The following is a 26158-nucleotide window of genomic DNA, read 5'->3' as shown; positions in this document are numbered from 1 at the left end:
GGATACCCCTTATTCTGCGGCCTGTATATTTGCCTGTCCGGTCAGCAGTGTGTGGGTTGCTGCGGTCACGTCGTCCTTGCGCATCAGGCTTTCGCCGACCAAGAAGGTGCTGATGCCGACCTTTTGCAGGCGCAGGCAATCCTCATGGGTGAAGATGCCGCTTTCACCGACCAGCAGACGGTCGGAAGGCACCATGCCGGCCAGCTTTTCACTTGTTTCAAGCGTCACTTCGAAGGTGCGCAGGTTGCGGTTGTTGATGCCAACCAGCGGAGAGGCCAGTTTCAACGCGCGCTCCATTTCTTCGGCGTCGTGCACTTCCACCAGAACATCCATGCCAAGGCCAAAGGCCTCGTCTTCAAGGCGCTTTGCCTCATCATCGGACAGCGATGCCATGATCAGCAAAATGCAATCGGCACCCCAGGCGCGGGCTTCGTGCACCTGATAGGTTTCGAACATGAAATCCTTGCGCAGGGCCGGCAGGCCGCAGGCTTCGCGTGCTGCTGTCAGGAACTCCGGTGCACCCTGAAAACTTGGCGTGTCGGTCAGCACGGAAAGACAGGCAGCATCACCGGCTTCATAGGCGCGGGCCAGTGCCGGTGGATCAAAATCCGGGCGGATCAGACCCTTGGACGGGCTTGCCTTCTTGATCTCGGCAATCAGGCCGAACTTGCCGTCAGCCTGTTTCTGCTGCAATGCCTTGTAGAACCCGCGCGGTGCGCTCTGGTCCTTAGCCATGGCCTGAAGATCGGCCAGAGAGACTTTTGCCTTGGCCGCAGCGATTTCTTCACGCTTGTACAGCTCGATCTTTTTCAGAATGTCGCTCATGGCTTTGTCTCTGGCCTTCGTGGGCAAATATTACGCTTCGTTCGATACCGCGACCAGCCGCTCAAGCGCCAGTGTCGCATTACCATCGTCAAGGGAGGCAGAGGCAAGCCGCATACCGTCAGCAATGGTGCCGGCTTTGCCAGAAATGACCAGTGCAGCAGCGGCATTGCACAGCGCGATATCGCGGTAGGCATTGCGTTTGCCGGACAGCACGTCGCGGAGGGCTGCGGCGTTGACGAGGCCGTCTCCGCCCTTCAAATCGTCCATCTGTGCAACCGGCACACCAAAATCTTTCGGTGTCAGTTCGAAGGTTCTGATCTTGCCATCTTCAAGGGCGGCAACATGGGTTGTGCCCGTGGTGGTGATTTCGTCCATGCCGTCGCCGTAGACGACCCAGATATGTTCGGAGCCGAGATCGCGCAGCACTTCAGCCAGCGGCACCACCCACTTGTGCGCAAACACGCCAAGCAGCTGCTTTTTCACGCCAGCCGGATTGGACAGCGGGCCGAGCAGGTTGAAAATCGTACGTGTGCCAAGCTCGACGCGTGATGGGCCAACATGGCGCATCGAACTGTGGTGCATCTGGGCAAACATGAAACCGATATTGGCATTGGCAATGCAGTTTTCGATCTGCTGCGGGCCGTTATCCAGCTTGACGCCAAGATTGGACAACGCATCGGCTGTGCCGGACTTGGAGCTGAGTGCGCGGTTGCCATGTTTGGCAACGGTCACGCCTGCACCGGCAACGATCAGCGCTGCCAGGGTGGAAATGTTATAGGTACCGATGCCATCGCCACCGGTACCAACGATATCAACGGCCGTTTCAGGCGCTTTGACGGTGAGCATTCTGGAGCGCATCGACGATACGGCGCCGACGATTTCATCAACCGTTTCGCCGCGCACCCGAAGCGCCATCAGGAAACCGCCTATCTGGGAAGGGGTGGCTTCACCGGACATCAGAATGTCGAAGGCGCTTCGAGATTCTTCCTTTGTCAGGCTTTCGCCGTTTGCCACCTTTGCGATAAGCGGTTTCAACTCAGCCATTTCGAAATGCTCCCCCCGGGATCAAAAACCAACCATTGCCTGATCGGCTGCGGCCTGGTTGATCGTCACACCATAATCGGACTGCAGACGGTTGACCATCTGATCCAGGATATCGTCGCCAGCGGCCTGCGCCATGGCGGTCAGCTGCTGGTCGTCATTGTTGAGTGCGTCGGGCAGGGCGTCTGCATCAACGGCTGTAACCTGCAACAGGATGCGGGATTCGCCATCGGCACCCGGAGTGCTGGCAGTGGCTCCAACCGGACCGGAGAAGGCGGCAGTCACAGCCTGGGCACCAAGAACGGCGTCTTCGCTGTTACGCTTCAGGCCAGTCTTGTTTTCAACCACAATACCGAGATCGTCGGCAATGGCTGCCAGTGTCTCACCCTTTTCAAGGCGGGCTTTCAGCTCGTCTGCCTTGGTGGCCAGCGCTGCCTTCTGCTGTTCGGCAGTCCAGTCAGCCTGTGCGTCTTCCCGAACTTCCGCCAGTGTGCGGTCACGCTCAGGGATGATCTGCTCAACGTCGAACCAGACATAACCTTCACGGCCAAGGTTGATTGGCAGTGATTCTGCGCCCGGCTCAGTCTTGAACACTTCGGTCACCAGCGAAGGTGCCGGCAGGTCCTTGACCGCATCACCCTTGTCGTCAAGACCTGTGGTGTCGACGGCAGCAACGGTGACGGCCTTGAGGTTCAGCTGGTTTGCAGCGTCGGCCAACGAGGAACCCGAAGCGCGCAGGTCTTCATAACGGTCATGAACGCTGTTGATCTGGTCTACGGCTGCGGCCGTTGCCAGTTCGGTTCTGATCTGTTCGCGGGATTCGTCGAGTGTCTTGACGGTTTCAGGCTTGATGCCGGATACGCGCAGGATAACCGGGCCAAATGCGCCGCTGAGTGCGCCGGTTGCGCCGCCGTCCTTCTGGACAGCAAAAGCGTCGGCAGCAATCGACTGGTCAGGCATGGTGTCCTTGGTGAACTCGCCAAGCATCACGTCGTTTGGTGTCTTGCCCTGATCCTTCACGACCTGATCGAAGGTGGTGGTGCCTTCACGCAGCTGCGTTGCAGCGGCATCTGCCATTTCGCGATTCGGGAACACGATCTGTTCGATGGTGCGGCGGCCTGCGGTGCGGAAGCTGTCCTTGTGGCCGTTATAGTACTCATCGATCTGCGCTTCGGTCACAGCGGATGCATCGGCAATATCCGACGGTTCCAGCTTGACGTAGGAGAACTTGCGGTATTCCGGCGCGCGGTAACGGTTCTTCACACCTTCAAACCATGCAGCCAAGACATCGTCGGCCGGTGCCTTGACCGGGTCGATATTGGCGTTGGACAGAATGAGGTAGTCGATAGAGCGACGTTCATTGCGGTACTGCTTGAGCGCATCGACCAGCACCTTCGGTGCGGTAAAGCCATCCGATACGGCGTCGACGATCTGGCTGCGAACAGCGACCTTGCTTCTTTCCTGGATGTAATCGTCTTCGCGCAGACCGGAGTTGCGCAGACGCTCACTGAACAGGTTACGGTCAAACTGGCCGTTTACCGAGCGGAATGCCGGGTCTTCGGCGATCAGCGAGGCCAAACGATCTTCAGACAGACCAAGGTTCATGTCTTCGGAAAGCTGGTCGAGGGCTGCACCGGCTGCAAGCTGGCTAAACACCTGCCGATCAATACCGAAGGCCTTGGCCTGTTCGGTCGTCAACCGGGTGCCAAACTGGCGGCTCAGATCCGAGATCTGGCGCTGGTAGGCAAGGCGGAAATCATTCGGCGAAACCGTCTGATCGCCAACCGTCACCACCGAGTTCGAGGCTGATGTAACCAGCGAGGCCGAAACACCCCACACACCGAAGGAAACCACAAGAAGCAAAAGCAGCAGTTTTGCGGCCATCGTTTTGGAAGCATTTCGCAGGGAATCGAGCATCGTCAGGCAAACCTCGTCTTTTCACTCTGGCATAGCCACGAGTTGATTGTTGCGGGTTCCTTAGAACAATCCTTGAGGAATTTGAAGGCTAAATGCGCGAGAGAATAATGTGAATGAATTCACAATGATCTTATCTTGCTGCTCAGCGGTGATTTCGCATGTGTCAAAGCGGCTTTGGCCGTGCTGTCAAGCGCTATTCACCGGGCAATGAAAAGCCGCCCGTCGCGGTTGGGCGAGGGCGGCAAAAACTTTGCCGTAAGGCCAATGACATAAGCCAATGTTTTATCGTCTAAGCGATCAGATTCGCGTCGATCAAACTTAAAATGGCTTGTTACGCTCCAGAACGGCGCGAACCTCTTCATGTTCACGTTTCAGTTCTGTCAGGGCGGTAATAAACGAGGCCATGAACATCAAACTTATCAATGCTGCAAGTGCTGTAAGGATAACGAACATAGCCGGGTACTCCACAAAGGCTTGGCGATGTTCCTCGCCTACCTCAGTAGTAGTTCATATATTGATAACGGGAGGAAACCTGCGGGAATTCAGGACCCTGTTTTTCGATTTGTTGTTCATAAAGGGTAAATGTGGTGGCCAACATGGTAAACACCAGAACCATCCAGGCTGTGCTGATTGCACCAATCTTGGTCGAAGTTGACTGTTTTCCCTTGATAAACATATGTTTATTCCTTCCTCGAGTGGGTCGTTTTGCCCATCATTGTCGCGTTGTTCGCGCCATCATAAAAATCGATTAGCATCCCGCCTCTGAAGCTTCCTTGAATGGTCCGTTCATCTGGCGTTCATCTTTCTCGGAGGCCTGCCTTAAAATCGTTCACCGTAGAGCGCGTATTCAACGGCAAACGAAACGGCTATGGCACCCAAAACCAACACGATAATCACGTTACGTAATCCCTTTACCCCTGATGTCTTTCGACAACGTCTAGCCCGAAGACAGGTCTAGAGGAGCGGCGCTGAAACAGCCCTGAATGATGCATTCATGTGCCGTTCAGCATGGGGTGCTGACAGATAAGACGTGTAATTGTCATGTGGTCACTGCAACAAGTTCCAGAACTGGTTTTAGTTCCAAAGCTTTTACATTAAGGATTGGGAATGATTGACGCGGTCCGCGGAAACGACATCAAAACGTTGCCAAAAGTCTTTGCCTCATGGGCTGATGTTGAATCGGCGGTTCATGAGCTCGTGGCTGCCAAGTCCGACATTCAACAAGACACATTTGAAAATACACGTGTGCTGATCCGTTTTGTCTCGGATCGATATCCTGTGCCCGATAAGGTCTGTCTTGGGTATTGGCCTAACATTCGTCTTTGCTGGAGTTCGACCGAATCTATCTGCGAGATCGAGGTGAATGAAAACCAATATGAGTTTTATCGCTTTTCCGACGCGGCGTCGCAGATCACGCATGTGGATGTGACGCGCGGCGATGTCCTCGATGAGGTGCGTGCGCTTCTGGATGGCGCATTGTTGCAGGTTGGTGGGTAGAGTGGCGTCTGTATCCATGTTGGCCGGCCTTCAGCAGGTGTCTGAAAACGGCAACGGGCTATCCTCAGATGTCTGTAGGACATAGAAATTTTGACTGCTTTGTCGGGTAAGTGCGGTGTCACAGGTTGCGGCTTTGTGCGGGATGCCCCAAATATGGCGTCGCAACCGCGTGTATGGTTGCAAGAAACGGCAAAACTCTTGCGATGCGCTGCTGTCCATGACAAAAGGCGGCGACATCGTACTGGCTTGAGAGCGAAATGACGGTTGCTTTTTACCCTGGGTCTTTTGACCCGATGACCAATGGACATCTGGATGTACTCGTCCAGTCGCTGAATATTGCATCCAGCGTCATCGTGGCCGTTGGCATCCATCCCGGCAAAACACCGCTTTTTTCGTTCGAAGAACGGGCAGGGCTGATCAAGGATTCGCTTGTTCAGGCGCTGCCTGATGCCGCACACCGTATTTCAGTCGTCTCCTTTGATAATCTGGTGGTGGATGCCGCCCGCAAACACGGTGCCAGCATTTTGCTGCGCGGTCTGCGCGATGGTACCGACCTGGATTATGAAATGCAGATGGCTGGCATGAACAGGCAGATGGCTCCGGATATACAGACCGTATTCATTCCGGCCGGAAGCGCATCACGACCCATTACCGCCACATTGGTTCGCCAGATCGCTGCCATGGGAGGCAATGTTTCTGCCTTTGTACCGACCGCAGTGCTTGATGCGCTGAGTGGTAAATTCAAACGCCAGAGTTGACCTGGTTCACATTAATGAATTCCGGAGCTTGATATGAAATTGCTTCACCTTGCCCTTGCTGGCGCACTCTTTCTTGGCGCGGCCATCACCAATGCGGTGGCTGCCGATGACGACTTCCTGACCATTCAGCTGAAGGATGGTCCGGTGGTTATCCAGCTTATGCCGGAAGTTGCACCAAAGCACGTTGCGCAGATCAAGGAACTGGCCAAGGCCGGTGAATATGACAATGTTGCATTTCACCGCGTGATCGACGGTTTCATGGCGCAGACTGGCGACGTGGAATTTGGCGACATGGAAAACGGCTTTAACGCCCGTCGCGCTGGCACAGGCGGTTCCAAGCTGCCGGATATTCCTGCAGAATTTTCAAAGACACCGTTTGAGCGTGGCACGGTTGGCATGGCCCGTTCGCAAAACCCGAATTCCGCCAATTCGCAGTTCTTCATCATGTTCGATCAGGGTCCGTTCCTGAACGGCCAGTACACCGTGGTTGGCAAGGTCGTTTCCGGCATGGAAGCGGTTGACAAGATCAAGCGTGGCGAAGGCGGCAACGGCGAAGTTTCCGACCCGGACAGAATGATTAAAGTCACTGTCGGCAAAAACTGAAACAGGGCCAGAAAGCCCGATTGAAGGAGATAAAAATGGCCGAGATCAAAGATCCGCAGAACACCCTGATCATGGAAACCACCAAGGGTAAGGTTGTTATCCAGCTTCTTCCCGAAGTTGCCCCTGGTCACGTTGCCCGCATCAAGGAACTGACTGCGGAAAAGGCATATGACGGCGTTGTTTTCCACCGCGTTATCGAAGACTTCATGGCGCAGACCGGCGACGTGCAGTTCGGCAAGCAGGGTTCTGAAAACTTCAACCCGGCCCGCGCTGGCATGGGTGGTTCCGACAAGCCGGACCTGAAGGCCGAGTTTTCCGCAACCTCGCACATTCGCGGCACCTGCTCGATGGCCCGTTCGCAGAACCCGAACTCCGCCAACTCGCAGTTCTTCATCTGCTTCACCGACGCTCCTTGGCTGAACAAGCAGTACACGGTCTGGGGCCAGGTTATTGAAGGCATGGAAGTTGTCGACAAGATCAAGCGTGGCGAACCTGTTCGCGATCCTGATTCCATCGTTTCGATCCGTCTGGCTTCCGAAGCCTGATTTGCGATTTTGACAGCAGAACCCGCTTCGCAGGCATGCGGGGCGGGTTTTGATGTTTTTTTGAGAGTCTTGAAATGCGTGTAGACCTGTTCGATTTCGACCTGCCAGATGAAAATATTGCGCTGCGCCCGGCCAATCCGCGCCATAGCGCACGCCTGCTGGTGGTTGATCCGAATACTGGGGCCGTAGCGACAGAATTGTCTGACCACAGCGTCATTGACCTGCCAACGTTTCTGAAGCCGGGCGATGCGCTGGTGTTTAACGACACGCGCGTTATTCCAGCCCAGCTTGAAGGTGTACGCCTGCGCGTAGGTGCGCCGGAAACGCCGGTTTCTGCGACGCTGCACATGCGGGTTGGTGCCTCGCGCTGGAAAGCCTTTGCCAAACCCGGCAAACGAATCAAGGCCGGAGACCGCATCCGTTTCGGTACTGGTACCGGTGAGGGGCATGGTGAGGCCTGCCTGATTGGCACGCTGGATGCGACCGTCGAGGAAAAGGGCGAGGAGGGTGAAATCACCCTGCTGTTCGATTTTTCCGGTCCGGCTCTCGATGAGGCGATTGCGTCAGTCGGCCATATTCCATTGCCGCCCTATATTGCGGCCAAGCGTCCTGAAGATGACCAGGACCAGACCGATTACCAGACCATTTATGCGCGGGAAAAAGGTGCGGTTGCCGCCCCGACCGCCGGTCTGCATTTTACGCCAGAGCTGTTTGAGGCGCTGGACAAGGCCGGTATCGAGCGCCACTTCGTGACGCTGCATGTCGGTGCTGGCACCTTCCTGCCCGTCAAAGCCGACGATACCAATGACCACCGCATGCACCATGAGGTTGGTTATGTCTCTGAGGAAACGGCTGCCAAGCTTAATGCGGTGAAGGCACGGGGCGGGCGCATCATCTGCGTTGGCACGACGTCACTTCGCCTGATTGAAAGTGCAGCCGACGACAGTGGCGCCATTCAGCCATGGTCCGGTTCCACCGACATTTTCATCACGCCCGGTTACCGCTTCAAGGCGGTTGATGTGCTGATGACAAACTTCCATTTGCCGCGGTCCACACTGTTCATGCTGGTTTCAGCGTTCAGTGGCCTGGAAACGATGAGCCGTGCGTACACGCACGCCATTTCCTCCGGCTACCGTTTTTATTCCTACGGCGATTCCAGCCTGCTTTTCCGGAAAAACTGATGCACGACAAATTTACGTTCACCCTCAAGGCCACCAGCGCTGGCGCCCGTCTTGGCGAAGTGGCCATGCCACGTGGTGTCATTCGCACGCCGGCCTTCATGCCGGTTGGCACTGTAGGCACCGTCAAGGCCATGTATCTCGATCAGGTCCGTGATCTTGGCGCCGACATCATTCTTGGCAACACCTATCACCTGATGCTGCGTCCAGGCCCGGAGCGCGTGGCACGCCTTGGCGGTCTGCATGAATTGATCCGCTGGAAACACCCGATCCTGACCGACAGTGGCGGTTTTCAGGTGATGTCGCTGTCTGGCCTGCGCAAGCTGGACGAGCAGGGCGTGACCTTCAAGAGCCATATCGATGGCAGCCTGCACCACATGTCGCCCGAACGGTCGATTGAAATTCAGGGTCTCCTGGGTTCCGATATACAGATGCAGCTGGACGAATGTGTGGCGCTGCCTGCCGAGCGGCGGGAAATCGAGCGCGCCATGGAAATGTCGCTGCGCTGGGCAGAACGTTGCCGTGTGGCCTTTGGTGAACAGCCCGGCAAGGCGATGTTCGGTATCGTGCAGGGCGGTGATGTTCCTGAACTGCGTATCCGTTCGGCCGAAGGCCTGAAGCAGCTTGACCTCAAGGGTTATGCGGTTGGCGGTCTGGCCGTGGGTGAGCCGCAGGAAGTGATGCTGCGCATGCTCGACACCACCTTGCCGGTGCTGCCAAGCGAAAAGCCACGTTACCTGATGGGCGTTGGTACACCTGACGATATCCTCAAGTCTGTGGCACGCGGTATCGACATGTTCGATTGCGTGATGCCGACCCGTTCGGGCCGTCATGGTCTGGCCTTTACCCGTCGTGGCCGCGTCAATATTCGCAACGCCCGCCATGCCGAAGACATGCGCCCGCTGGACGAACAGTCCAACTGCCCGGCGTCGCGTGATTATTCGCGCGCTTACCTGCATCACCTTGCCCGCTCCAACGAGGCACTGGGCGGAATGCTGCTATCCTGGCACAACCTGGCCTACTATCAGGAGCTGATGCAGGGTATCCGCAAGTCCATCGAAGAGGGGCGTTTTGAGGACTTTTATGCGGAAACGCAGGAGATGTGGGCCAAGGGTGATATTGACCCAATCTGACGTGACGGCAGGCCGTTGAAACCGGCTTGCGTTAACCCGTCGCTAACCATAACCAATACAATTTTACCGAAAAAGGCATCAGGACTCGCATTTTCGCCATGTTGTCCACAAGATTAAGCATCTGTTAGACGCTTGGTGGCAGGTCAATACCATCAAGCATCGCGGCCAGTGTGGAAGCTGGCCAGACAGCAGGATGGGGCGTAGTTTTGACTTTTGACGGCAATAAATTCGGATTGAGCGCAAGATTTTTCGCGGTCGCAGCTTTGTGTGTGGCGACGGCATCCTGTTCAACAACATCCGAGCCTAAGAAGAAAACACGGAGCAAGGAATACTTCTCCGAATCCGAGTATGGCGTGAAGGCAAGTCCTCGCGTGGCCACAGGCAAAAACGTTCCCAAAGGGGGCGGGCGCTTCATGGTCGGTGATGCATATACAGTGAAAGGCCGCCGGTATTTTCCGAAGGAAGATCCCGGTTATGACAAGAGTGGTCTGGCCTCGTGGTATGGCTCTGCCTTCCACGGTCGCCTGACAGCGAATGGCGAAGTTTACGATTCTGATCATCTCTCGGGTGCGCACCCGACATTTCCGCTACCTAGCTATGCCCGCGTTACCAATACTGAAAACGGCTCCTCGGTCATTGTTCGCGTCAATGACCGTGGGCCGTTCCATGAAGGCCGCATCATCGACGTTTCCAGCAAGACGGCTGAACTTCTCGACATGAAACGCACCGGCACTGCCAATGTGCGTGTGCAATATGTGGGTCGTGCCCGCATGGACGGCCATGACATGCCGTATCTGATGGCATCCTATATTCCGAAGGGGTCGCGCAGCCCGGCTGTGAACCCGGAGGGGCAGATTGCAACCGGTGTGATGGTGGCGTCCGCCTCGCGGGATAACATTCCGGTGCCATCCTTCAATCCAACCTATTCCGGCTCTGCGCAGACATCGCTGGTTGGCAATACGCCAAGCCATACGCTGCAGGCGCCGACACCGTTTGCCAATGCAGCGCCTGCCGCGCAGTCGCAGCAGGGCTACGAGCAATTTATGGTACTGCCGGAAATTGGCCCCTTCGTGCAGCAGCGTCCGGATAGCAACTATCTGAGACTGCCATCGGCCAAATATGCCGCCGCCTATTCTGCCGACAATGACACGACCTCCAAGACTGAAGCCGTGTTCCAGCAGGTTTTGACGGGCGATCGTGGCGAATTGACAGAGCAGTCCATTCTCAGCTTTGTGAAAAAGAAGCAGGCCAGACAGTAATATCTGTTCACGGGTCATTGATCTGGCGGTACGCTTTAACCGCCAGACAGGGTTCAATGCGTATCATCGCAAAAATGAGACGACGATTCGGGCCTTTCATGCGTAAGACCACACTCCATTCCCTTTGTCTTTTGGCCGTTCTGGTAACAGGTACGGTTGTTGAGCCGGTGGTGGCGCATGCCCAGACAGCCGCCTTTACCGTCAAGGCGAAACAGGCCTATGTCATTGATGCCGAAACCGGCACGGTGCTTTTGTCGCAAAATGAGGAGGAGGTGTTTCCGCCTGCCTCGCTTTCCAAGCTGATGACCGTAGATCTGGTGCTGGATGCGGTGGTGAAGGGCGAACTGAGCCCCACGCAAACCTACGCCGTATCGGAATATGCCTGGCGCACCGGCGGCGCGCCATCGCGCACCTCCACCATGTTTGCGGCGCTGAAATCCCAAATCCCCGTCAAGGATCTGTTGACCGGCATCATCGTGCAGAATGCCAATGATGCCTGCATCATTCTGGCCGAAGGCATGACCGGCTCTGACGCCAATTTTGCCAAACGCATGACCGAGCGCGGCGTTGAGCTGGGGCTGGAACACAGCGCATTCACCAACTCAACCGGTCTGCCGGACCCCGGCAACAAGACCACGGTCAAGGATATGGTGGTGCTGGCGCAGCACCTGCACCAGACCTTTCCGGCATTTTACAGCCTGTTCACCAAGCCGGATTTCGAGTGGAACAAGATCTACCAGCGCAACAAGAACACGGTTCTGGGTGCGGCACCGGGCATTGACGGGTTGGGACTTGGTTTCGATCAGGCCAATGGTTTTGCCGTTGTTGCCTCTGCCGAGCGTGACGGCCGCCGCATCTATCTTGGCATGGCCGGTCTGCCCGATGACAAGGTGCGGTTTGAAGAAACCCGCCGTGTGGTGGAATGGGGCCTGACGAGTTTTCAGAAACGCACACTCTACACCAAGGGCGAGACCGTGGGTGCCGTCAGTGTTTACGGTGGTACGCAGTCGTCAATCGATGTTGCGGTGGCAGAGCCGGTCAATATTGTCGTGCCGATCAACAATCCGGACCGCCTGACCGGCAATATTGTCTACCACTGGCCGCTCAACGCGCCGGTAGAGCCCGGCTTTACGGTCGGTACCTTGCAGATTTTTGCCGGTGACCGCTTGCTTCGCGAGGTTCCGCTGGTCACAACCGCGTCTGTGGAAAAGGGTACTCTTTCGCAAAACGCCGGAGATGCGCTTATGGAGCTTCTGTTCTTCTGGTTATAACAACACCGGTGTTGCGACTGGTCGCCCACCTAATATTCAACTATGCTTGAAAATTGATGATTTGCCGATCAAGCAAACGGGAATGCTGAAATTGTCCGATAAACGTGGATTGTTCATAACCTTTGAAGGTGGCGAGGGCGCCGGAAAATCCACGCAGATTCGCATGCTGGCAGAGCAACTGCGTGAGCGCGACCTCGACGTTATCATCACCCGCGAGCCGGGCGGCTCGACCGGTGCAGAAGCCGTGCGCCATGTGCTGCTGTCCGGTGCTGCAGAATCCTTCGGCGTGCGCATGGAGGCAATCCTGTTTGCTGCTGCGCGCAACGACCATGTGGAAGAGGTTATTCGCCCGGCGCTTGAAAAAGGCACCGTTGTTCTTTGCGACCGTTTTCTGGATTCCTCGCGTGTTTATCAGGGCACCACAGGCAATCTTGAACCGGACTTTATCGAGACATTACAGCGTATTGCGGTCGACGGCTTTATGCCCGACGTGACCCTGATATTTGACATTCCCGCAGCGGCAGGCCTTGCACGTGCACGTAAGCGTGCTGACGACGGTGCGGTGCCTGACCGTTTCGAGAAGGAAGAGATCGAGACGCATGAAAAGCGCCGTGAAGCCTATCTGGATATTGCGCTTGCCGATCCGCGTCGTTGCCGGGTGATCAATGCCGAGCAGCCGCTGGAACAGGTGGCGGAAGATGTATGGGCGATGGTTGAGCCATTGCTGAACACACCAGCTGCGCAGAAGCAGGCATCGAAATGAGCGACATTCCCGGCGTTCTCGAAGGTGCCATTCCACCGGCGCAGAACACGAAGCTTTTCGGACATGCCGAGGCTGAACAGTTTCTGGCAACTTCCTACCGCTCCGGTAAAGGCCACCATGCCATTCTGGTCGAGGGACCTGAAGGCATTGGCAAGGCAACGCTTGCCTTCCGCTTTGCCAACCACATTCTGTCCTATCCTGATCCGGCCAGCGCACCTGAAGTGATTGCTGATCCCGTGCCTGACAGTGCGGTCAGCCGTCAGATCATGTCCGGTGCGTCCCATAACCTGCTGCACCTGTCGCGTCCGGTCGATGAAAAGACCGGCCGGGTGAAGTCTGCGATCACCGTCGATGAAGTGCGCCGTGCCGGGCATTTCTTTTCGCAGACCTCGGGCACCGGCAGCTGGCGTATCGTGATCATCGATCCCGCCGACGACCTGAACCGCAACGCCGCCAATGCTATCTTGAAGATATTGGAAGAACCGCCGAAACGTGCGATGTTTCTGGTGCTGTCGCATGCACCGGGCAAGTTGCTGCCAACCATCCGCTCGCGCTGCCTGCCTTTGAAACTCAACCCGCTTGATGATGGTAATCTGGAACGCTCTCTGGCCAATCTCGGTGTTGGTGTGCCTGACGACAAGAAGGCCGAGTTGCTGACGGCGGCGCGTGGCAGCGTGGCGCAAGCGCTGAAACTGCTGAACTATGGCGGCGCCGACATTATCGAAGCCTTTGGCGCGATCATGAGCAATACGGGGCCTGCCGCCAGAAAATCCATGCACAAGCTGGCCGATGTGCTGTCGCAGAAGGACAGCGACACGGTTTTGAGCTTCTTTATGGATTATGCCAGCGAGGAACTGATTGCTCGCGCCAAGGCAGCAGCGCTGGCTGGTGACCTGCATGCGGCCGACTATCACGCCCGGCTATCATCCTCGATCGGTGAACGCATCACCATTGCGCAGGCCTATAACCTTGACCGCAAGCAGACTGTGCTTTCCATTCTCGAGGAAATGCAGCGCTGACTACGCGCTGGCTCACGTCATCTCAGGTCAGATAAAAAGCCCCGTCGCGTCCAAGTTGGTGTTTCGCTTGTGCGAACAATAGGCTATGAGCGGTTTACCTAGGAAACATAGTGTAAAGCTGATAGCCGTCATGACAGACAAGACACCTTTTTATATCACCACCGCGATTTCTTACCCCAATGGCAAGCCGCATATCGGCCACGCCTATGAGCTGATCGCAACCGATGCCATGGCGCGTTTCCAGCGTCTGGACGGTCGTGATGTGTTCTTTCTGACCGGAACCGACGAGCATGGCCAGAAGATGCAGCAGACCGCCAAGGCAGAGGGCATTACGCCGGAAGCACTGGCGCAGCGCAATTCCGACCAGTTCCGTGACATGGGCAAGCTGCTGAACGCGTCCAATGACGATTTCATCCGCACCACCGAAGAGCGTCACCACGAGACATCGCGCAATATCTGGAACCTGATGGCCGACAACGGCGACATCTACAAGGACAGTTATGCCGGCTGGTATTCCGTGCGTGACGAAGCCTATTATGGCGAAGACGAAACCGAAGTGCGCGCCGATGGCGTACGTTACGGGCCGCAGGGCACGCCGGTGGAGTGGGTTCAGGAAGAAAGCTATTTCTTCAAACTGTCCGAATACCAGGACAAGCTGCTGAAGCTTTACGAAGAAAACCCAGACTTCATCGGTCCGGCCGAGCGTCGCAACGAAGTGATCTCATTCGTCAAATCTGGCCTTCGTGACCTTTCGGTGTCGCGCACCACCTTTGACTGGGGTATCAAGGTGCCGAATGATCCCGCACACGTCATGTATGTGTGGGTGGACGCGCTGACCAACTACATTACCGCCACCGGTTACATTGAAGACAAGGATGGCCCACGCGCCAAGTACTGGCCAGCCGACGTGCATATCATCGGCAAGGACATCATTCGTTTCCACGCCGTTTACTGGCCTGCATTCCTGATGAGCGCCGGTCTGCCTTTGCCAAAGCGCGTCTTTGCCCACGGCTTCCTGCTCAACAAGGGCGAGAAGATGTCGAAGTCGCTCGGCAACGTGGTTGATCCTGTCAATCTGGTGAACCATTTCGGTCTTGATCAGGTGCGGTATTTCTTCCTGCGCGAAGTCTCCTTCGGCCAGGACGGCAGCTACAGCGAAGAAGGCATTGGCATCCGTATCAATGCCGACCTTGCCAATGGCGTTGGCAACCTCGCCAGCCGTTCGCTGTCGATGATCGTCAAGAATTGCGATGGCAAGATTCCGGCACCGGGCGCTTACACCGATGAAGATAAGGCGATGCTGGCGTCTGCCGATGCGCTGCTCGAAATCTGCCGCGACGAAATGGGCAAGCAGATGATCCACAAGGCACTGGCCGCAATCATTGCCGTTGTGTCTGAAACCGACCGTTATTTTGCCGGTCAGGAGCCATGGGCGCTGAAGAAGACCGACCCGGAGCGTATGGGCACTGTGCTTTACGTGACGGCGGAAGTCGTGCGTCAGATTGCGCTTCTGTTGCAGCCATTCATGCCTGACAGCACGGCAAAGCTGCTGGATCTGGTGGCAGCACCGGCTGACAAGCGCGACTTTGCAGCACTGGGTGAGGCGGGACGTCTGGTGCCCGGCACACCGCTTGAGGCACCGACACCCGTTTTCCCGCGTTATGTGGCGCCGGAAGCGTAAGGTATAACAGATGCTGATCGATACCCATTGCCATCTGGATTTTCCGGATTTCGAAGCGGAGCGCGATGACATCATCGCGCGCGCGCACGCGGCCGGCGTCAAGCAGATGGTGACGATTTCAACCCGTGTGCGGCGTTTGCCTGAGTTGTTGAAAATCACGGAAAAGTACCCGTCAGTGTTCTGCTCGGTGGGTACCCATCCTAACAATGCAGATGAAGAACTCGACATAACTGCCGAGGAGCTCATCAAGATCGCCAACAGCCATGACAAGATCGTGGCGATTGGCGAGGCGGGTCTGGACTATTTCTACGACACGCAAAAGCCTGAAGACCAGAAAACCGGACTGCTGCGCCATATCGAGGCAGCACGGGTCACCGGCCTGCCGCTGGTCATTCACAGCCGCAGTGCCGATGATGACATGGCAGCCATTTTGAAAGACGAAAGTGCCAAGGGTGCCTTTCCGTTTATCCTGCATTGTTTCTCGGCCGGGCCTGAACTGGCAAAGACCGGTGCGGAGCTTGGTGGTTATGTGTCGTTCTCCGGCATTTTGACTTTCCCGAAGTCGCAGGACATCAGGGACATTGCCGCAACCGTGCCGCTCGACCGCCTGCTGGTGGAAACCGACGCGCCTTATCTGGCGCCGAAACGCTGGCGCGGCAAACGCAACGAACCGTCCTATGTCGTCAACACCGCCGAGGTTCTGGCCGAGGTGCATGGCATGAGCTACGCCGAGATGGCGCGCATCACCACCGAAAATGCATTCCGGTGCTTTTCAAAAATGCCGAGGCTGGGATGAGCGTCTATAAAAGACGCTTTACAGTTCTAGGCTGCGCATCGTCCCCCGGTGTGCCGCGCATCAACGGTGACTGGGGCGCCTGCGACCCTGATAATCCGAAAAACCGGCGCAGCCGGTCCGCCTTCATGGTGGAGCAGTTTGCGCCTGATGGCGGCAAGACCTCAGTCGTTGTCGATACCGGGCCTGATTTTCGCCATCAGATGATCAGCGCCGGTGTCGACCATATCGACGCCGTTATCTACACCCATGCCCATGCCGACCATCTGCACGGCATTGATGACCTGCGGGTCTACTGGGCGCTGCAGCGACAGCGTATTCCCATCTATGCCGACCAGGCGACCCTGGACCGCATTCGCGACGGTTTCGCTTATTGCCTGAAGACACCGGTGGGCAGCAATTACCCCGCGATCATCGATGCTAATATCATTGACCCAAAGGCCGGTACATTCGTGATTACGGGCGAGGGTGGGCCAATCGATTTTACCCCGCATCTGCAACACCATGGCGATATTTTTTCGCTGGGTTTTCGCATGGGTGATGTGGCCTATTGCACAGATGTCAGCCGTTTTCCTACGCAAAGTCTCGCGCAGTTGCAGGGGCTTGATGTGCTTGTTATCGATGCGTTGCAATACCAGCCGCACCCCAGCCACCTGTCCCTGTCGCAGGCGCTGGAATGCATCAATACGCTGTTGCCAAAACGTGCAGTGCTGACGCACATGCATACGCCGCTGGATTACGATACCGTGATGCGCGAAACGCCTGATCATGTTGAACCGGCCTACGACCAGATGCGTTTTGAGGTCGAAGTCAAAGCTCCCTGATACTGCCTGTGAAGGACTACCATGTCGACCAAGCCTTTCCGTGCTCCCAATATGGCAAGCTTTTTCGACAATGTGCGCGCCAGCCGGTTGCGCGCCATGTTCCGGCGTGGCGAACTTGGGCTTGTGGCCTTGGCTGTCATCATCGGCATTGCCGCCGGTCTTCTTGTCTGGCTGATTGGCGCGATGAGCACGGCGCTGCATGTGCTTGTATTCGGGGTTGAGCGGTTAAGCAGCAGCACTCTTTCGGGCTGGGTTGTTTTTGTCGGGCCCATGGCCGGTGGCGCGGTGCTTGGCCTGATCATTTTCATTCTGTCGAAAACCCGCAAAAAACCGATGATTGACCCCATTGAGGCCAACGCGCTGCATGGTGGGCGTATTTCCCTGACCGACAGTATTCTCGTTTGCCTGCAAAATATCGTGTCCAACGGTTTTGGCGCATCGGTTGGCCTTGAGGCCGGTTACACGCAGATTGCCAGTGGTGTTGCCTCGAAGCTTGGCACCAAGCTGAAACTGCGGCGCGGCGACATGCGTATTCTGGTTGGCTGCGGGGCCGCCGGTGCCATTGCCGCCGCCTTCAACGCGCCACTGACCGGGGCGTTTTATGCCATTGAACTGATCATCGGCACCTATACGATTGTCACGCTGGCACCGCTGATCGTCTCGGCGCTGGTTGCGACCATCGTAATCGGTTTTATTGGTGGCCACGGCCTGACAATCGACCTGTTTGATGCAAGCCGCGTGACGGCACCGGATTATGTGCCGGCCATCATTCTTGGCATTATCTGCGCGGCGATCGGTATCGTGCTCATGCAGGCGGTGTCCTTCATCGAGGAAACGGCGCGCAAAAGCGCTATTCCCACCTGGTTGCGCCCGACGCTGGGCGGCGCTGTGGTCGGCGCACTTGCACTGATCTCACCACAGGTTCTGTCCAGCGGCCATGGGGCGCTGCATCTCAACATCGATGCCGACCTGCCAATTTACATGCTGGCCGGTCTGTTCCTGCTGAAAGCCGCCGCCAGCGCGATTTCCATCGGCTCCAACTTCCGTGGTGGCCTGTTCTTCGCATCACTGTTCATGGGCGCGCTGCTGGGCAAGATTTTTGCCATTATCGTGCCCTTCATCGGTTACGGCCAAACCGCGCCCATCGTTTACGCTGTTATCGGCATGAGCGCCTTTGCCGCCGCCATTATTGGCGGGCCACTGACCATGACCTTTCTGGCGCTGGAACTGACTGGAGACTTCCAGATTTCCGTGCTGGTGCTGGCAGCCGTTGTCACCACATCGCTGGTGGTGCGCACCACATTCGGTTACTCCTTCGCCACATGGCGTTTTCATCTGCGCGGTGAAAGCATTCGCAGCGCCCACGATATTGGCTGGATCCGTGACCTGACGGTGGGCCGCATGATGCGTGCCGACATTCGCAAGGCCAATGTCAGCATGGGACTTGCCGACTTCAAGGAAAAGTTTCCGCTGGGTTCCAGCCAGCGCGTTGTGATGACCGATGATGATGGGCGTTATGCCGGCATGGTTCTGTTGCCGGAAATCTATGCAGACCCGATGGACCGTGATCCGGAAACCATAAACCTTGGAACCTACCTGCATTACAAGAATGACATTCTGCTGCCGACCATGAATGCACGGCAGGCGGCAGCGGCCTTCGATGCAGCGGAAAGTGAAGCGCTGGTTGTCGTCAATGACAAGATCGAGAACCGGCCGGTTGGCCTGTTGACTGAAAGCCACACGCTGCGCCGTTACAGTGAAGAGTTGGAACAGCGCCGCCGCGAGGCATCGGGCGAGCTTTGACCATGTTTGACGATTCCGACGCGATTTACCCGCGCCTTCATTTCGCACAGGGACGGGCAGGGTCTATCGCCACCGCCATACCTTCATCATCGACAGCCACCACATGGAATGGTCCCACCACTGATGACTGAACTTGCTGCCCTCTCGGGCTTGTTTATGGCCGCCTTTGTGGCCGCCACCATTTTGCCCGCCCAATCGGAAGCGGTACTGGTGGGGCTGATCTATACCGGCCATTATGCCGTGTGGATATTGGTGGCAGTCGCAAGCGTCGGCAATGTGCTCGGCTCGGTCGTCAACTGGCTGCTGGGGCGCGGCATCGAACGCTTCCGCAACCGGCCATGGTTTCCGGTCAAGCAGGCATCACTGCAGCGCGCGCAGGGCTGGTACCAGCGTTACGGCAAATGGTCACTGCTGCTCAGCTGGGCACCCATTATCGGCGACCCCTTGACCGTTGTTGCCGGCGTGATGCGCGAACCTTTTCCGGTGTTTCTTCTGCTCGTGAGCATCGCCAAGGTTGGCCGCTATGTGGTGCTGGCAAGTGCGACGTTGAGCATGATGTGAGTGTTTCGAGAGATCGGTCACGCCGAAACCTCACGTTGCAATTGTGAGGATTTCATTGCTACAAAGTAGCAGTGCTTGCTGGATCAACGAGGCCGAAAATCAAACGCGTATTATTTATCTGCAGTCAAAACAAACTGCGCAGCCCCACTGCCGAACAGGTGTTCGCACGATGGGACAATCTTGAGGTTTCGTCTGCCGGAACCAATAATGACGCTTTTAATCCGCTCGATGGTGAACAGATCGAGTGGGCGGATATCATCTTCGTCATGGAAAAGGCGCACCGGAACAAAGTTCAGCAAAAGTACAAAAAGTTCCTGCTCGGCAAACGGCTTATTTGTCTTGATATCCCAGACGATTACGAGTTCATGGACCCTGAACTGGTGAAAATACTTCAAGCGCGAGTTCCGCGTTATCTGCCGTGACAGCTGGTGGACCCGGCACCAGCGGGCGCGGCGTGGCAAAACGGAAAATGACCTGTGAATGCGGACATGATGACACTGATTGATTTTGAGCCTGCGCACTTTCCCATGTTGCGTAGCTGGCTTTCCAGCGAGCGAGAGCTTGTGCAGTGGGGCGGGCCCGACCTGACCTTTCCTGTCAGTGACGAGCAGTTGGAGCAGATGCGGGCGGAAGCTTCTGGCACGCCGCCCAAACGCCTGTGCTGGATGGCGGTTGATGTTGATCAGGCACTGGCCGGGCATATTCAGTTGGCCATGGATTGGCGGCATGGCGTTGCCCGCATCGGGCGGGTGATCATTGCGCCGGATCATCGCGGCAAGGGACTTGCCGGGCCGTTGCTGCAAGCGGTTCTCGAACGGGCTTTTTCGTACCTTGAAATCGAACGGGTAGAGTTGAACGTCTATACCTGGAATACGCCGGCCATGCGTACCTATGCGAAGGTGGGTTTTGTGCCGGAGGGGGTGCGGCGCTCGTCTGTTCAGGTGGGCGACGAGCGCTGGGACACCGCTATCATGGGCATGTTGCGAGCCGAATGGGAGGCCATTTAAGCCCGGTGTGTGTTCAGAGTGGCTGGCCCTTTCCGGCCATCTGCGTATTCTATGATGTCTGTTTCAAACCGCGGCGCGTAGCCGTAGGCACGGGAAAATGCCCGTGAAAACGCAGCTGCACTGCCGAAACCAACGTCTGCGGCAACGGATTTGACACTGCGGCCTGAACGCAGTTGCGCGCGTGCCAGCGACAGCCGCCACTGCGTGAGATAAGCGGCTGGTGGTTGGCCGACCACATGTTTGAAGGTTGCGATGAAGGTGCTGCGTTTCATGCCCGCACGTTCCGCCAGTTCACTGATCTGCCAGTCGCGTGCCGGGTCTTCATGCATGGCAGTCAGGCTGACATGCAGCTCAGCATGCGCAAGGCCGGCCAGCAAACCGGCATTGACGGTGCCTGCGGCAATGGCCTTGCGAATGGCCAGAACCACGACCACTTCGCACAGCCGGGCAAAGATCGTGCCGCCACCACAGCGCCGTTCAAGGCTTTCTGTGACGATGAGGTCTGACAGCCCGCGCAAATGTGGCTCCTGTGAAAGGTCAAACGACAATGTGTCGGGCAGGGTGTTGATCAACGGATTGATGATGCCGTTGAAATCGATGACAGCGGCGGTCAGCAGCGTGGTGTCCGGCAGAGGCGTCCCGGCGCTGCGCGGCATATAAAGCAGGTGGGTTGGCGCGCCTGCGCCATCCGCATCCAGAATGAGCAGATTGGCGCTGTCTGGCTGTTCAGCGTGATGGGCCTGAAGGCCATAGGTGCGCAGGAAGGCTGCCAGCCGGTCATGCTTTTGGTTCGGATTTGAACGTTCGATCATGCAATTAGCCATAGGCTTGATCGGCATTGAGGTAAACTGATGATAACGCACTCATGCCATAAAATGGACTGCCGTCATGTCAGACACACCCGCAAACTCTGTCACCAAATTTGATCAGTCACGCGCAGAGGAATATGCGCACCAAAGCCGGATTGCGCTTGCCGGTTACGATGCCTGCCATGAACTGTCTGCCTGCATGGTGTCGGCCTCTCTCGCCGATGTCAGTCAGGCCCGCATTCTGGTGGTTGGGGCAGGTGGCACGGCTGGCGAAATCATCGCCCTTGCGGGACTGGAACCTGACTGGTCGTTTGTGGCTGTCGATCCGTCCGCACCGATGCTGGACGCGGCGCAGGAAAACATTGCCAATGCCGGGCTGGCGGCGCGGGTTACCTGCATAGCCGGTGACCTTTCGTGTGTGGACGGAGATGCGGTGTTTGATGCCGCCATGATGATTGGGGTTTTGCACCACCTGCCCGGTGATGCCGCCAAGCGTGACATCATGCGCCAGCTGGCAGCCCACCTGAAAGATGGTGCACCGCTTGTGGTGGCGGGAAATTATCGGGCCTACCAGTCTCAGCCGCTGTTCATGGCGGCATGGGCGCGACGGTGGAAAATGTCCGGCGCGCAGCCGGACGAGATCAGGGCAAAGATGGACCGGATATTGCAAGGTGCCGAACCGCCGGTCTCGCAAGAGGCGGTCGATACGCTGTTTACACAAAACGGATTTGAACAACCCACGCAGTTTTTTGCCAGCCTGTTCTGGGGTGCGTGGATTTCAAGGCGTCGCCAGATGCCCTGATTGCCAGGGCGGTTACTGGCGGGAAATGCGGATGCGCTTTGCCACCTTCTTTTCCTCAACATCAAGCCATTGTTCGGTGAACGTGGTTGGCGGGTCGTTCAGCAGCGCGTCGATGTCGAGACCATGGCGCAGCATGTCGCGTCGCGCCTTTGACGGCAGAAGTTTTGCCAGCAATTGCAGCGGTGTGACGGGCAGCTGCAGTTTTTCCACGCAGATGCCATCGACATATTTTTCGATAAGAAGTGTGCTCACGGATTTGTCTTTCGATGTGGTTGTTGATTGGGGAGGAAGGTGCTGCGGGGCTATCTGCGCCGGGCTGGTACAACCCGTGCCCGGGTCAAAAACGCATCGATGCTTTGTTGCTGTGGTAACAACCAGCGCCAGATCAGAACCATGGCAAACCAGGTCAGCAGCCAGCCAAGCATGACATCAGACAGGAAGTGGGCGCCAAACAGCACGCGATTAAGCGCAATGACCGCAAGGAAAGGCGTGAGAACGAGCGCGGCGATGCTGCGCAATCTCTCAGGGATAAACACCAGAAGTGAAAGAGCGGCTGCTGCGCCCGATGCCTCGCCTGAGGGGAAGGAGCAGTTGCGGGCGCAGGTGGCGGCAAACTGCCAGACCGGGGTAAAATCTGCACTACCGCCAAATTCCAGGAGGTGGCGGGGCCGGGCGCGGCCGATCACGGCCTTTAATGTCTCGACAATGATGACCGGCCCCGCGGCAAAGCTGAGCAGCACAAACAGAGGTTTGTGCAACTGGCAGAACCGGTATTTGCGCGGCAAAGCCAGGTTGAGGCCAAGGAGCAGCAGCATAGCCCCGATGATGTAATAGACGCTGCCACGGCTGACGTTTCGCACGCCTTTCAGGAAGGGTTGCTCTGCCAGAACAAACACCGAGCCGCGCGCAAACCAGCGTGATGCCGCAAGGTCCACCATGGGAAAAACCACGAAGAAAAAGCTGGTCAACACAATGGCTGTGCCAAGCAGGCTGATGGCCCTTTCCGTACCTGTCTGTGTGGTCGGCTGGTGTTTTTGAAGGGACGCGCTGGACAGATAGTCCCATGCGGTTTTTGACATGCTGGTCATTCCTGAGGCCACGGCACAGACCGGAAAATGCTGTGAGATTTTCCGCCGGCCTGATGCGTAAGTTCGACGATATGGTGCAGCCTTGCGCCATTGAGTGACGCCAGGTGCCCGTGTGTGGCCGGAATTTGAAATTCAATTGTCAAGAAACGGCCAAGACACGATCAAGGGCCTGTTCAGATTGGGTTTTCCGACGATCAAGAGATTGTTTGGAATTGCGTGAGGGCGGTTTATTTCCCATAGTCGCGGCGGCTTTGACGGCCAAATGTAAGACCTAAATGATAGCCAGGGACAAAAGTGGATAATAATCTTGTTCTCATCGTTGAGGATGAGCCGGCAATTGCAATGATCCTTGAAGGATATCTGCAGCGCGACGGCTTTCGCACCGTGCATGCCGCCGATGGTGAAACCGCCCTGCAGCACCATGCCATTCTAAAGCCGGACCTTGTGCTTCTGGATGTGCGCATTCCCAAGCTGGATGGTCTGGGTGTGCTGGCGCGCCTTCGCCAGACCAGTTCGACACCTGTCATCATGGTCACTGCACTGGCCGATGATCTGGACCGGTTGAGCGGCCTGCATCTGGGCGCCGATGACTATGTGGTAAAGCCGTTCAACCCGCAGGAGGTTGTGGCGCGGGTGAGGGCGGTGTTGCGCCGGACACTGGGGGAGCGAAAGGACACAATACGACGGTTTCGGGCGATTGAAGTGGATTTCGGCAGTTATTCGGTTTTCGTCAACAAGGATGGGCAGCGTATTGCCCTGACACTGACGTTGAGTGAATTTCGCATTCTGGCGCATATGATCCGCCATCCGACGCAGGCATTTGGCCGCGCCGACATTCTTGATGCCTGCCTGCCGGAAAGTGACGCGCTGGTGCGCACCGTCGATACACATATCTCAAACCTTCGACGCAAGCTGGAAGAGTTGGGGCAAACCGGTTTCTTTTCCGCCGTGCGCGGCATCGGCTACCGGTTTTCTGATCCGCTATGAGGTTGCCGAGATTTAAAAATCTGTCGCTTGCAACGCTGACAGCCATTGTCATCGCAACGATGTTGTTGCTCAGCGTTGGCATGGCCTATGTCGGGGTCAACCGGTATTCGGCTTATCTGGATGACACCATCAACAGCAACCTGCCGCCAGAGGCCGCAGTGGCCTATAAGGCATTGACCGAAGGCGATGTGCCCGATGGTGCTGGCGTCAAAATCCTTGTTGAACATCTGAACGCCCAGGATGCGCAGACCGATTTGCAAATTCAGCTTGCCGCCCTTGTGTGTGGCCTGCTGTCCGCGCTGGTTTGCGCTATTATCGGCATCTATCTGGCGCGGCGCATCGCCCGGCCGCTGGAAGATCTGACCGTCGCGGCTGAAGCGCTGAAATCGGGTGACTTTTCAGCACGGGTTGCGGTTTCCACCAGCAATACGCAGGAAGTTTCAAGCCTTGTCGAGACGTTCAATGCGCTGGCGACCAGCCTTGATACGATGGAAAAGCGTTTGCGTTTCAACAATATGGCCATTGCCCATGAGTTGCGCACGCCGCTGACCATTCTACAGGGCGCGCTGCAGGGCATGATTGACGGCGTGTTTCCGATGGAGCGGAAGATTATCTCCGACCTTCTGCTGCAGGTGGAGGGGCTGGGGCGAATTGTCGAGGATTTGCGCACCCTGTCGCTGGCGATTGGCCATAAGCTGGTGATGCAACGCCAGCCGCTTGATGTGGCGCAGGTGGTGGAGGCGGTTGTTGCAGCGGCCCGCCCGATGCTGGAGGAGCGCACGTTCGAGATTGAAACCGCACTGAAACCGGCAATGATCTTAGCCGACCCATCACGGGTGCGCCAGGCTGTGCTGGCCCTCCTCAACAATGCCAGCCGTTATGCCGAAAGTGGCCACTGGCTGCGCTGTGAGACGGAAAGTCTGCCCGACGACAGCGTGGTTATCCGTGTTCTCGATCGCGGCCCCGGTTTTCCTGAAGATATGGACGCGGTGGCCGTCAATCCTTTCTGGCGCGGTGATCCATCACGCTCACGGGCAACCGGCGGCACCGGGCTTGGATTGTCTGTCGTGCAGGCCATAGCAACGGCGCATGGCGGCCATCTTGAATTCAGCAACCGCCCAAAGGGCGGGGCGATGGTGGTCATTCATCTGCGCCCGGAGGGATGAAGGCCAAGGCTGACCATATGGCAGCCCTGCCGCATCTCCAACCCGGTGCGGCGGTGATTTTCACGACTTGCTTGGCTTATCAGCGAGAATATTTCCAGTTTTCAATGATGCTGGAAAGTGTTTTGACAGGCGCCTTCTTTTTTCCAGTACGCCCAGGAGGGCAGATGCCGTAATTTCCTGGTGTGCTAATCAATAAGAGCATTCCTTCAAAATCTTCTTTGGCAGATCTTCCGTAAAATTTTTCGAACATCTCTGACCGGCAATTCTTTTTCTGCTCATAACATTGGCGGAATTCGTCTTTGAATTGTTTCGGTAGAACCTCATATAAGATCGCATCCGTATAACCCATGAAGTCTGGTTCTATTAGGCTCTCGGAAACAATTGTCGTTGAAAGAAAAAGCCTTGTGTAGTTTTCCTGTCTGTTCATCAGCGGATAGACCAGAAAACCGTCGCCATATATCCAGCCGATAAATGCATAAGCACTTTCCGGATCTGCCTTGATCTTGCCCCGCAGCACTTCCCAAGCTTTTTGGCAGTCTTTTTTTTGAATGAATATTCCGGCACGTTTGAGGTTGAAGTCCTCTGCATGTGCCGGGGTCGCTGTGGTCATTGCCCATGATGGAAACAGCATGGCTGCAAGGGCGAGCGTCATAACAGGACGTCTCACCGTATTGATTGATTTGAAAAACACGTAGCCCCCAAGAAAAACGCAACCTTTCAAGCCGCAGTCTGAAATCCCATTCAGTTATTCGCCGCTAGTGAAAGGTCTCGCGAATATACAATCTGAAGTAATGGCTTTTTTACGTCAGTTGCAGCGGCCGTCGAATT

31 protein-coding genes are annotated in these 26158 nt (G+C 56.5%); 21 read left to right on the top strand and 10 right to left on the bottom strand.

The annotated features are described in order from the left end of the window. Positions 1–9: 9 nt before the first annotated feature. From trpC to HGO37_RS23485, 5 genes are all read right to left on the bottom strand, one after another. Positions 10–825: an indole-3-glycerol phosphate synthase TrpC gene (trpC, locus tag HGO37_RS23500; RefSeq protein ID WP_192490990.1), complete on the bottom strand. Its 816-nt coding sequence runs from the start codon at positions 823–825 to the stop codon at positions 10–12. Between the two features lie 30 nt (positions 826–855). Beyond that, positions 856–1869 (bottom strand): anthranilate phosphoribosyltransferase, encoded by a 1014-nt coding sequence (trpD, locus tag HGO37_RS23495; protein ID WP_250985490.1) that lies wholly within the window; start codon positions 1867–1869, stop codon positions 856–858. A gap of 21 nt (positions 1870–1890) precedes the next feature. Beyond that, positions 1891–3783 (bottom strand): SurA N-terminal domain-containing protein, encoded by a 1893-nt coding sequence (locus HGO37_RS23490; RefSeq protein WP_250985489.1) that lies wholly within the window; start codon positions 3781–3783, stop codon positions 1891–1893. Positions 3784–4101: 318 nt separating this feature from the next. After that, positions 4102–4236, bottom strand: a complete 135-nt coding sequence (locus tag HGO37_RS26420; RefSeq protein WP_256435727.1) for a hypothetical protein — start codon at positions 4234–4236, stop codon at positions 4102–4104. Between the two features lie 43 nt (positions 4237–4279). Beyond that, entirely contained in the window at positions 4280–4459 is a 180-nt protein-coding gene (locus HGO37_RS23485; RefSeq protein WP_192490993.1) for a hypothetical protein, read from the bottom strand. A gap of 431 nt (positions 4460–4890) precedes the next feature. On the opposite strand from HGO37_RS23485, the gene HGO37_RS23480 reads away from it, so the two are divergent. From HGO37_RS23480 to tgt, 6 genes are all read left to right on the top strand, one after another. Beyond that, a complete protein-coding gene (locus HGO37_RS23480) occupies positions 4891–5280 on the top strand; it encodes a hypothetical protein (protein ID WP_250985488.1) in 390 nt (129 codons plus the stop codon). Positions 5281–5537: 257 nt separating this feature from the next. Next, complete coding sequence (coaD, locus tag HGO37_RS23475; RefSeq protein ID WP_250985487.1) at positions 5538–6038, top strand: pantetheine-phosphate adenylyltransferase; 501 nt, start codon at positions 5538–5540, stop codon at positions 6036–6038. Positions 6039–6071: 33 nt separating this feature from the next. Further along, positions 6072–6641: a peptidylprolyl isomerase gene (locus tag HGO37_RS23470; RefSeq protein WP_250985486.1), complete on the top strand. Its 570-nt coding sequence runs from the start codon at positions 6072–6074 to the stop codon at positions 6639–6641. A 35-nt stretch (positions 6642–6676) separates the two neighbouring features. Beyond that, a complete protein-coding gene (locus HGO37_RS23465) occupies positions 6677–7186 on the top strand; it encodes a peptidylprolyl isomerase (protein WP_192490997.1) in 510 nt (169 codons plus the stop codon). 74 nt (positions 7187–7260) lie between these two features. Then, the gene (gene queA, locus HGO37_RS23460) at positions 7261–8367 is read left to right on the top strand and encodes a tRNA preQ1(34) S-adenosylmethionine ribosyltransferase-isomerase QueA (protein WP_250985485.1); all 1107 of its coding nucleotides are present in this window, start codon (positions 7261–7263) and stop codon (positions 8365–8367) included. Further along, positions 8367–9497 carry a tRNA guanosine(34) transglycosylase Tgt gene (gene tgt, locus HGO37_RS23455; protein ID WP_192490999.1) on the top strand — a complete coding sequence of 377 codons (1131 nt, stop codon included), beginning with the start codon at positions 8367–8369 and terminating at the stop codon, positions 9495–9497. The genes queA and tgt overlap by 1 nt, the downstream gene beginning before the upstream one ends. Before the next feature lie 124 nt (positions 9498–9621). On the opposite strand, the gene HGO37_RS26645 is transcribed toward tgt, so the two are convergent. Beyond that, entirely contained in the window at positions 9622–9912 is a 291-nt protein-coding gene (locus HGO37_RS26645) for a hypothetical protein (protein WP_464040335.1), read from the bottom strand. Here HGO37_RS26645 and HGO37_RS23450 point away from each other — a divergent pair. The 12 genes from HGO37_RS23450 (at position 9911) to HGO37_RS23400 (ending at position 20478) form a co-directional block, all read left to right on the top strand. Next, a complete protein-coding gene (locus HGO37_RS23450; RefSeq protein WP_441296635.1) occupies positions 9911–10756 on the top strand; it encodes a septal ring lytic transglycosylase RlpA family protein in 846 nt (281 codons plus the stop codon). The two genes, HGO37_RS26645 and HGO37_RS23450, sit on opposite strands and share 2 nt — an antisense overlap. Positions 10757–10854: 98 nt before the next feature. Then, positions 10855–12027 (top strand): D-alanyl-D-alanine carboxypeptidase family protein, encoded by a 1173-nt coding sequence (locus HGO37_RS23445; RefSeq protein ID WP_250985483.1) that lies wholly within the window; start codon positions 10855–10857, stop codon positions 12025–12027. A 91-nt stretch (positions 12028–12118) separates the two neighbouring features. Then, positions 12119–12790, top strand: a complete 672-nt coding sequence (gene tmk / locus HGO37_RS23440) for a dTMP kinase (protein ID WP_502941455.1) — start codon at positions 12119–12121, stop codon at positions 12788–12790. After that, a complete protein-coding gene (locus HGO37_RS23435; protein WP_250985481.1) occupies positions 12787–13809 on the top strand; it encodes a DNA polymerase III subunit delta' in 1023 nt (340 codons plus the stop codon). The genes tmk and HGO37_RS23435 overlap by 4 nt, the downstream gene beginning before the upstream one ends. A 130-nt stretch (positions 13810–13939) precedes the next feature. Beyond that, positions 13940–15490: a methionine--tRNA ligase gene (metG, locus tag HGO37_RS23430; protein WP_192491004.1), complete on the top strand. Its 1551-nt coding sequence runs from the start codon at positions 13940–13942 to the stop codon at positions 15488–15490. Between the two features lie 10 nt (positions 15491–15500). Beyond that, positions 15501–16286 (top strand): TatD family hydrolase, encoded by a 786-nt coding sequence (locus HGO37_RS23425; protein ID WP_250985480.1) that lies wholly within the window; start codon positions 15501–15503, stop codon positions 16284–16286. Next, on the top strand, positions 16283–17107 hold the full coding sequence (locus HGO37_RS23420; protein ID WP_250985479.1) for an MBL fold metallo-hydrolase: 825 nt from the start codon (positions 16283–16285) through the stop codon (positions 17105–17107). The genes HGO37_RS23425 and HGO37_RS23420 overlap by 4 nt, the downstream gene beginning before the upstream one ends. A gap of 21 nt (positions 17108–17128) precedes the next feature. Then, positions 17129–18910 carry a chloride channel protein gene (locus tag HGO37_RS23415; RefSeq protein ID WP_502941453.1) on the top strand — a complete coding sequence of 594 codons (1782 nt, stop codon included), beginning with the start codon at positions 17129–17131 and terminating at the stop codon, positions 18908–18910. 2 nt (positions 18911–18912) lie between these two features. After that, complete coding sequence (locus HGO37_RS26415; RefSeq protein ID WP_285201140.1) at positions 18913–19041, top strand: hypothetical protein; 129 nt, start codon at positions 18913–18915, stop codon at positions 19039–19041. Beyond that, on the top strand, positions 19034–19471 hold the full coding sequence (locus HGO37_RS23410; RefSeq protein WP_250985478.1) for a YqaA family protein: 438 nt from the start codon (positions 19034–19036) through the stop codon (positions 19469–19471). The genes HGO37_RS26415 and HGO37_RS23410 overlap by 8 nt, the downstream gene beginning before the upstream one ends. A 98-nt stretch (positions 19472–19569) precedes the next feature. Further along, on the top strand, positions 19570–19893 hold the full coding sequence (locus tag HGO37_RS23405; protein WP_250985510.1) for a low molecular weight protein tyrosine phosphatase family protein: 324 nt from the start codon (positions 19570–19572) through the stop codon (positions 19891–19893). A 66-nt stretch (positions 19894–19959) separates the two neighbouring features. Then, on the top strand, positions 19960–20478 hold the full coding sequence (locus HGO37_RS23400; protein ID WP_250985477.1) for a GNAT family N-acetyltransferase: 519 nt from the start codon (positions 19960–19962) through the stop codon (positions 20476–20478). Here HGO37_RS23400 and HGO37_RS23395 read toward each other — a convergent pair. Then, positions 20475–21290: a helix-turn-helix transcriptional regulator gene (locus HGO37_RS23395; protein WP_250985476.1), complete on the bottom strand. Its 816-nt coding sequence runs from the start codon at positions 21288–21290 to the stop codon at positions 20475–20477. The two genes, HGO37_RS23400 and HGO37_RS23395, sit on opposite strands and share 4 nt — an antisense overlap. A gap of 76 nt (positions 21291–21366) precedes the next feature. On the opposite strand from HGO37_RS23395, the gene HGO37_RS23390 reads away from it, so the two are divergent. After that, a complete protein-coding gene (locus HGO37_RS23390; RefSeq protein WP_250985475.1) occupies positions 21367–22089 on the top strand; it encodes a class I SAM-dependent methyltransferase in 723 nt (240 codons plus the stop codon). Between the two features lie 12 nt (positions 22090–22101). Here HGO37_RS23390 and HGO37_RS23385 read toward each other — a convergent pair whose 3' ends face one another. Both HGO37_RS23385 and HGO37_RS23380 read right to left on the bottom strand, forming a co-directional pair. Further along, positions 22102–22341, bottom strand: a complete 240-nt coding sequence (locus HGO37_RS23385) for a hypothetical protein (RefSeq protein WP_250985474.1) — start codon at positions 22339–22341, stop codon at positions 22102–22104. A gap of 50 nt (positions 22342–22391) precedes the next feature. After that, positions 22392–23168 carry a phosphatase PAP2 family protein gene (locus tag HGO37_RS23380; protein WP_250985473.1) on the bottom strand — a complete coding sequence of 259 codons (777 nt, stop codon included), beginning with the start codon at positions 23166–23168 and terminating at the stop codon, positions 22392–22394. Between the two features lie 303 nt (positions 23169–23471). Between HGO37_RS23380 and HGO37_RS23375 the strand changes: the two genes are divergently transcribed. Both HGO37_RS23375 and HGO37_RS23370 read left to right on the top strand, forming a co-directional pair. Continuing rightward, the gene (locus HGO37_RS23375) at positions 23472–24164 is read left to right on the top strand and encodes a response regulator (RefSeq protein ID WP_250985472.1); all 693 of its coding nucleotides are present in this window, start codon (positions 23472–23474) and stop codon (positions 24162–24164) included. Then, the gene (locus HGO37_RS23370) at positions 24161–25330 is read left to right on the top strand and encodes an ATP-binding protein (protein ID WP_250985471.1); all 1170 of its coding nucleotides are present in this window, start codon (positions 24161–24163) and stop codon (positions 25328–25330) included. The genes HGO37_RS23375 and HGO37_RS23370 overlap by 4 nt, the downstream gene beginning before the upstream one ends. A gap of 79 nt (positions 25331–25409) precedes the next feature. Here HGO37_RS23370 and HGO37_RS23365 read toward each other — a convergent pair whose 3' ends face one another. Continuing rightward, positions 25410–25982: a hypothetical protein gene (locus HGO37_RS23365; RefSeq protein ID WP_250985470.1), complete on the bottom strand. Its 573-nt coding sequence runs from the start codon at positions 25980–25982 to the stop codon at positions 25410–25412. Positions 25983–26158: the final 176 nt, after the last annotated feature.

Origin of the sequence: Rhizobium sp. CG4 (genome assembly GCF_023701965.1) — a bacterium.
GTDB lineage: Bacteria > Pseudomonadota > Alphaproteobacteria > Rhizobiales > Rhizobiaceae > Agrobacterium.
Note: the sequence above shows the minus strand (reverse complement) of the source record. Positions and strands in the feature narration are given on the sequence as shown.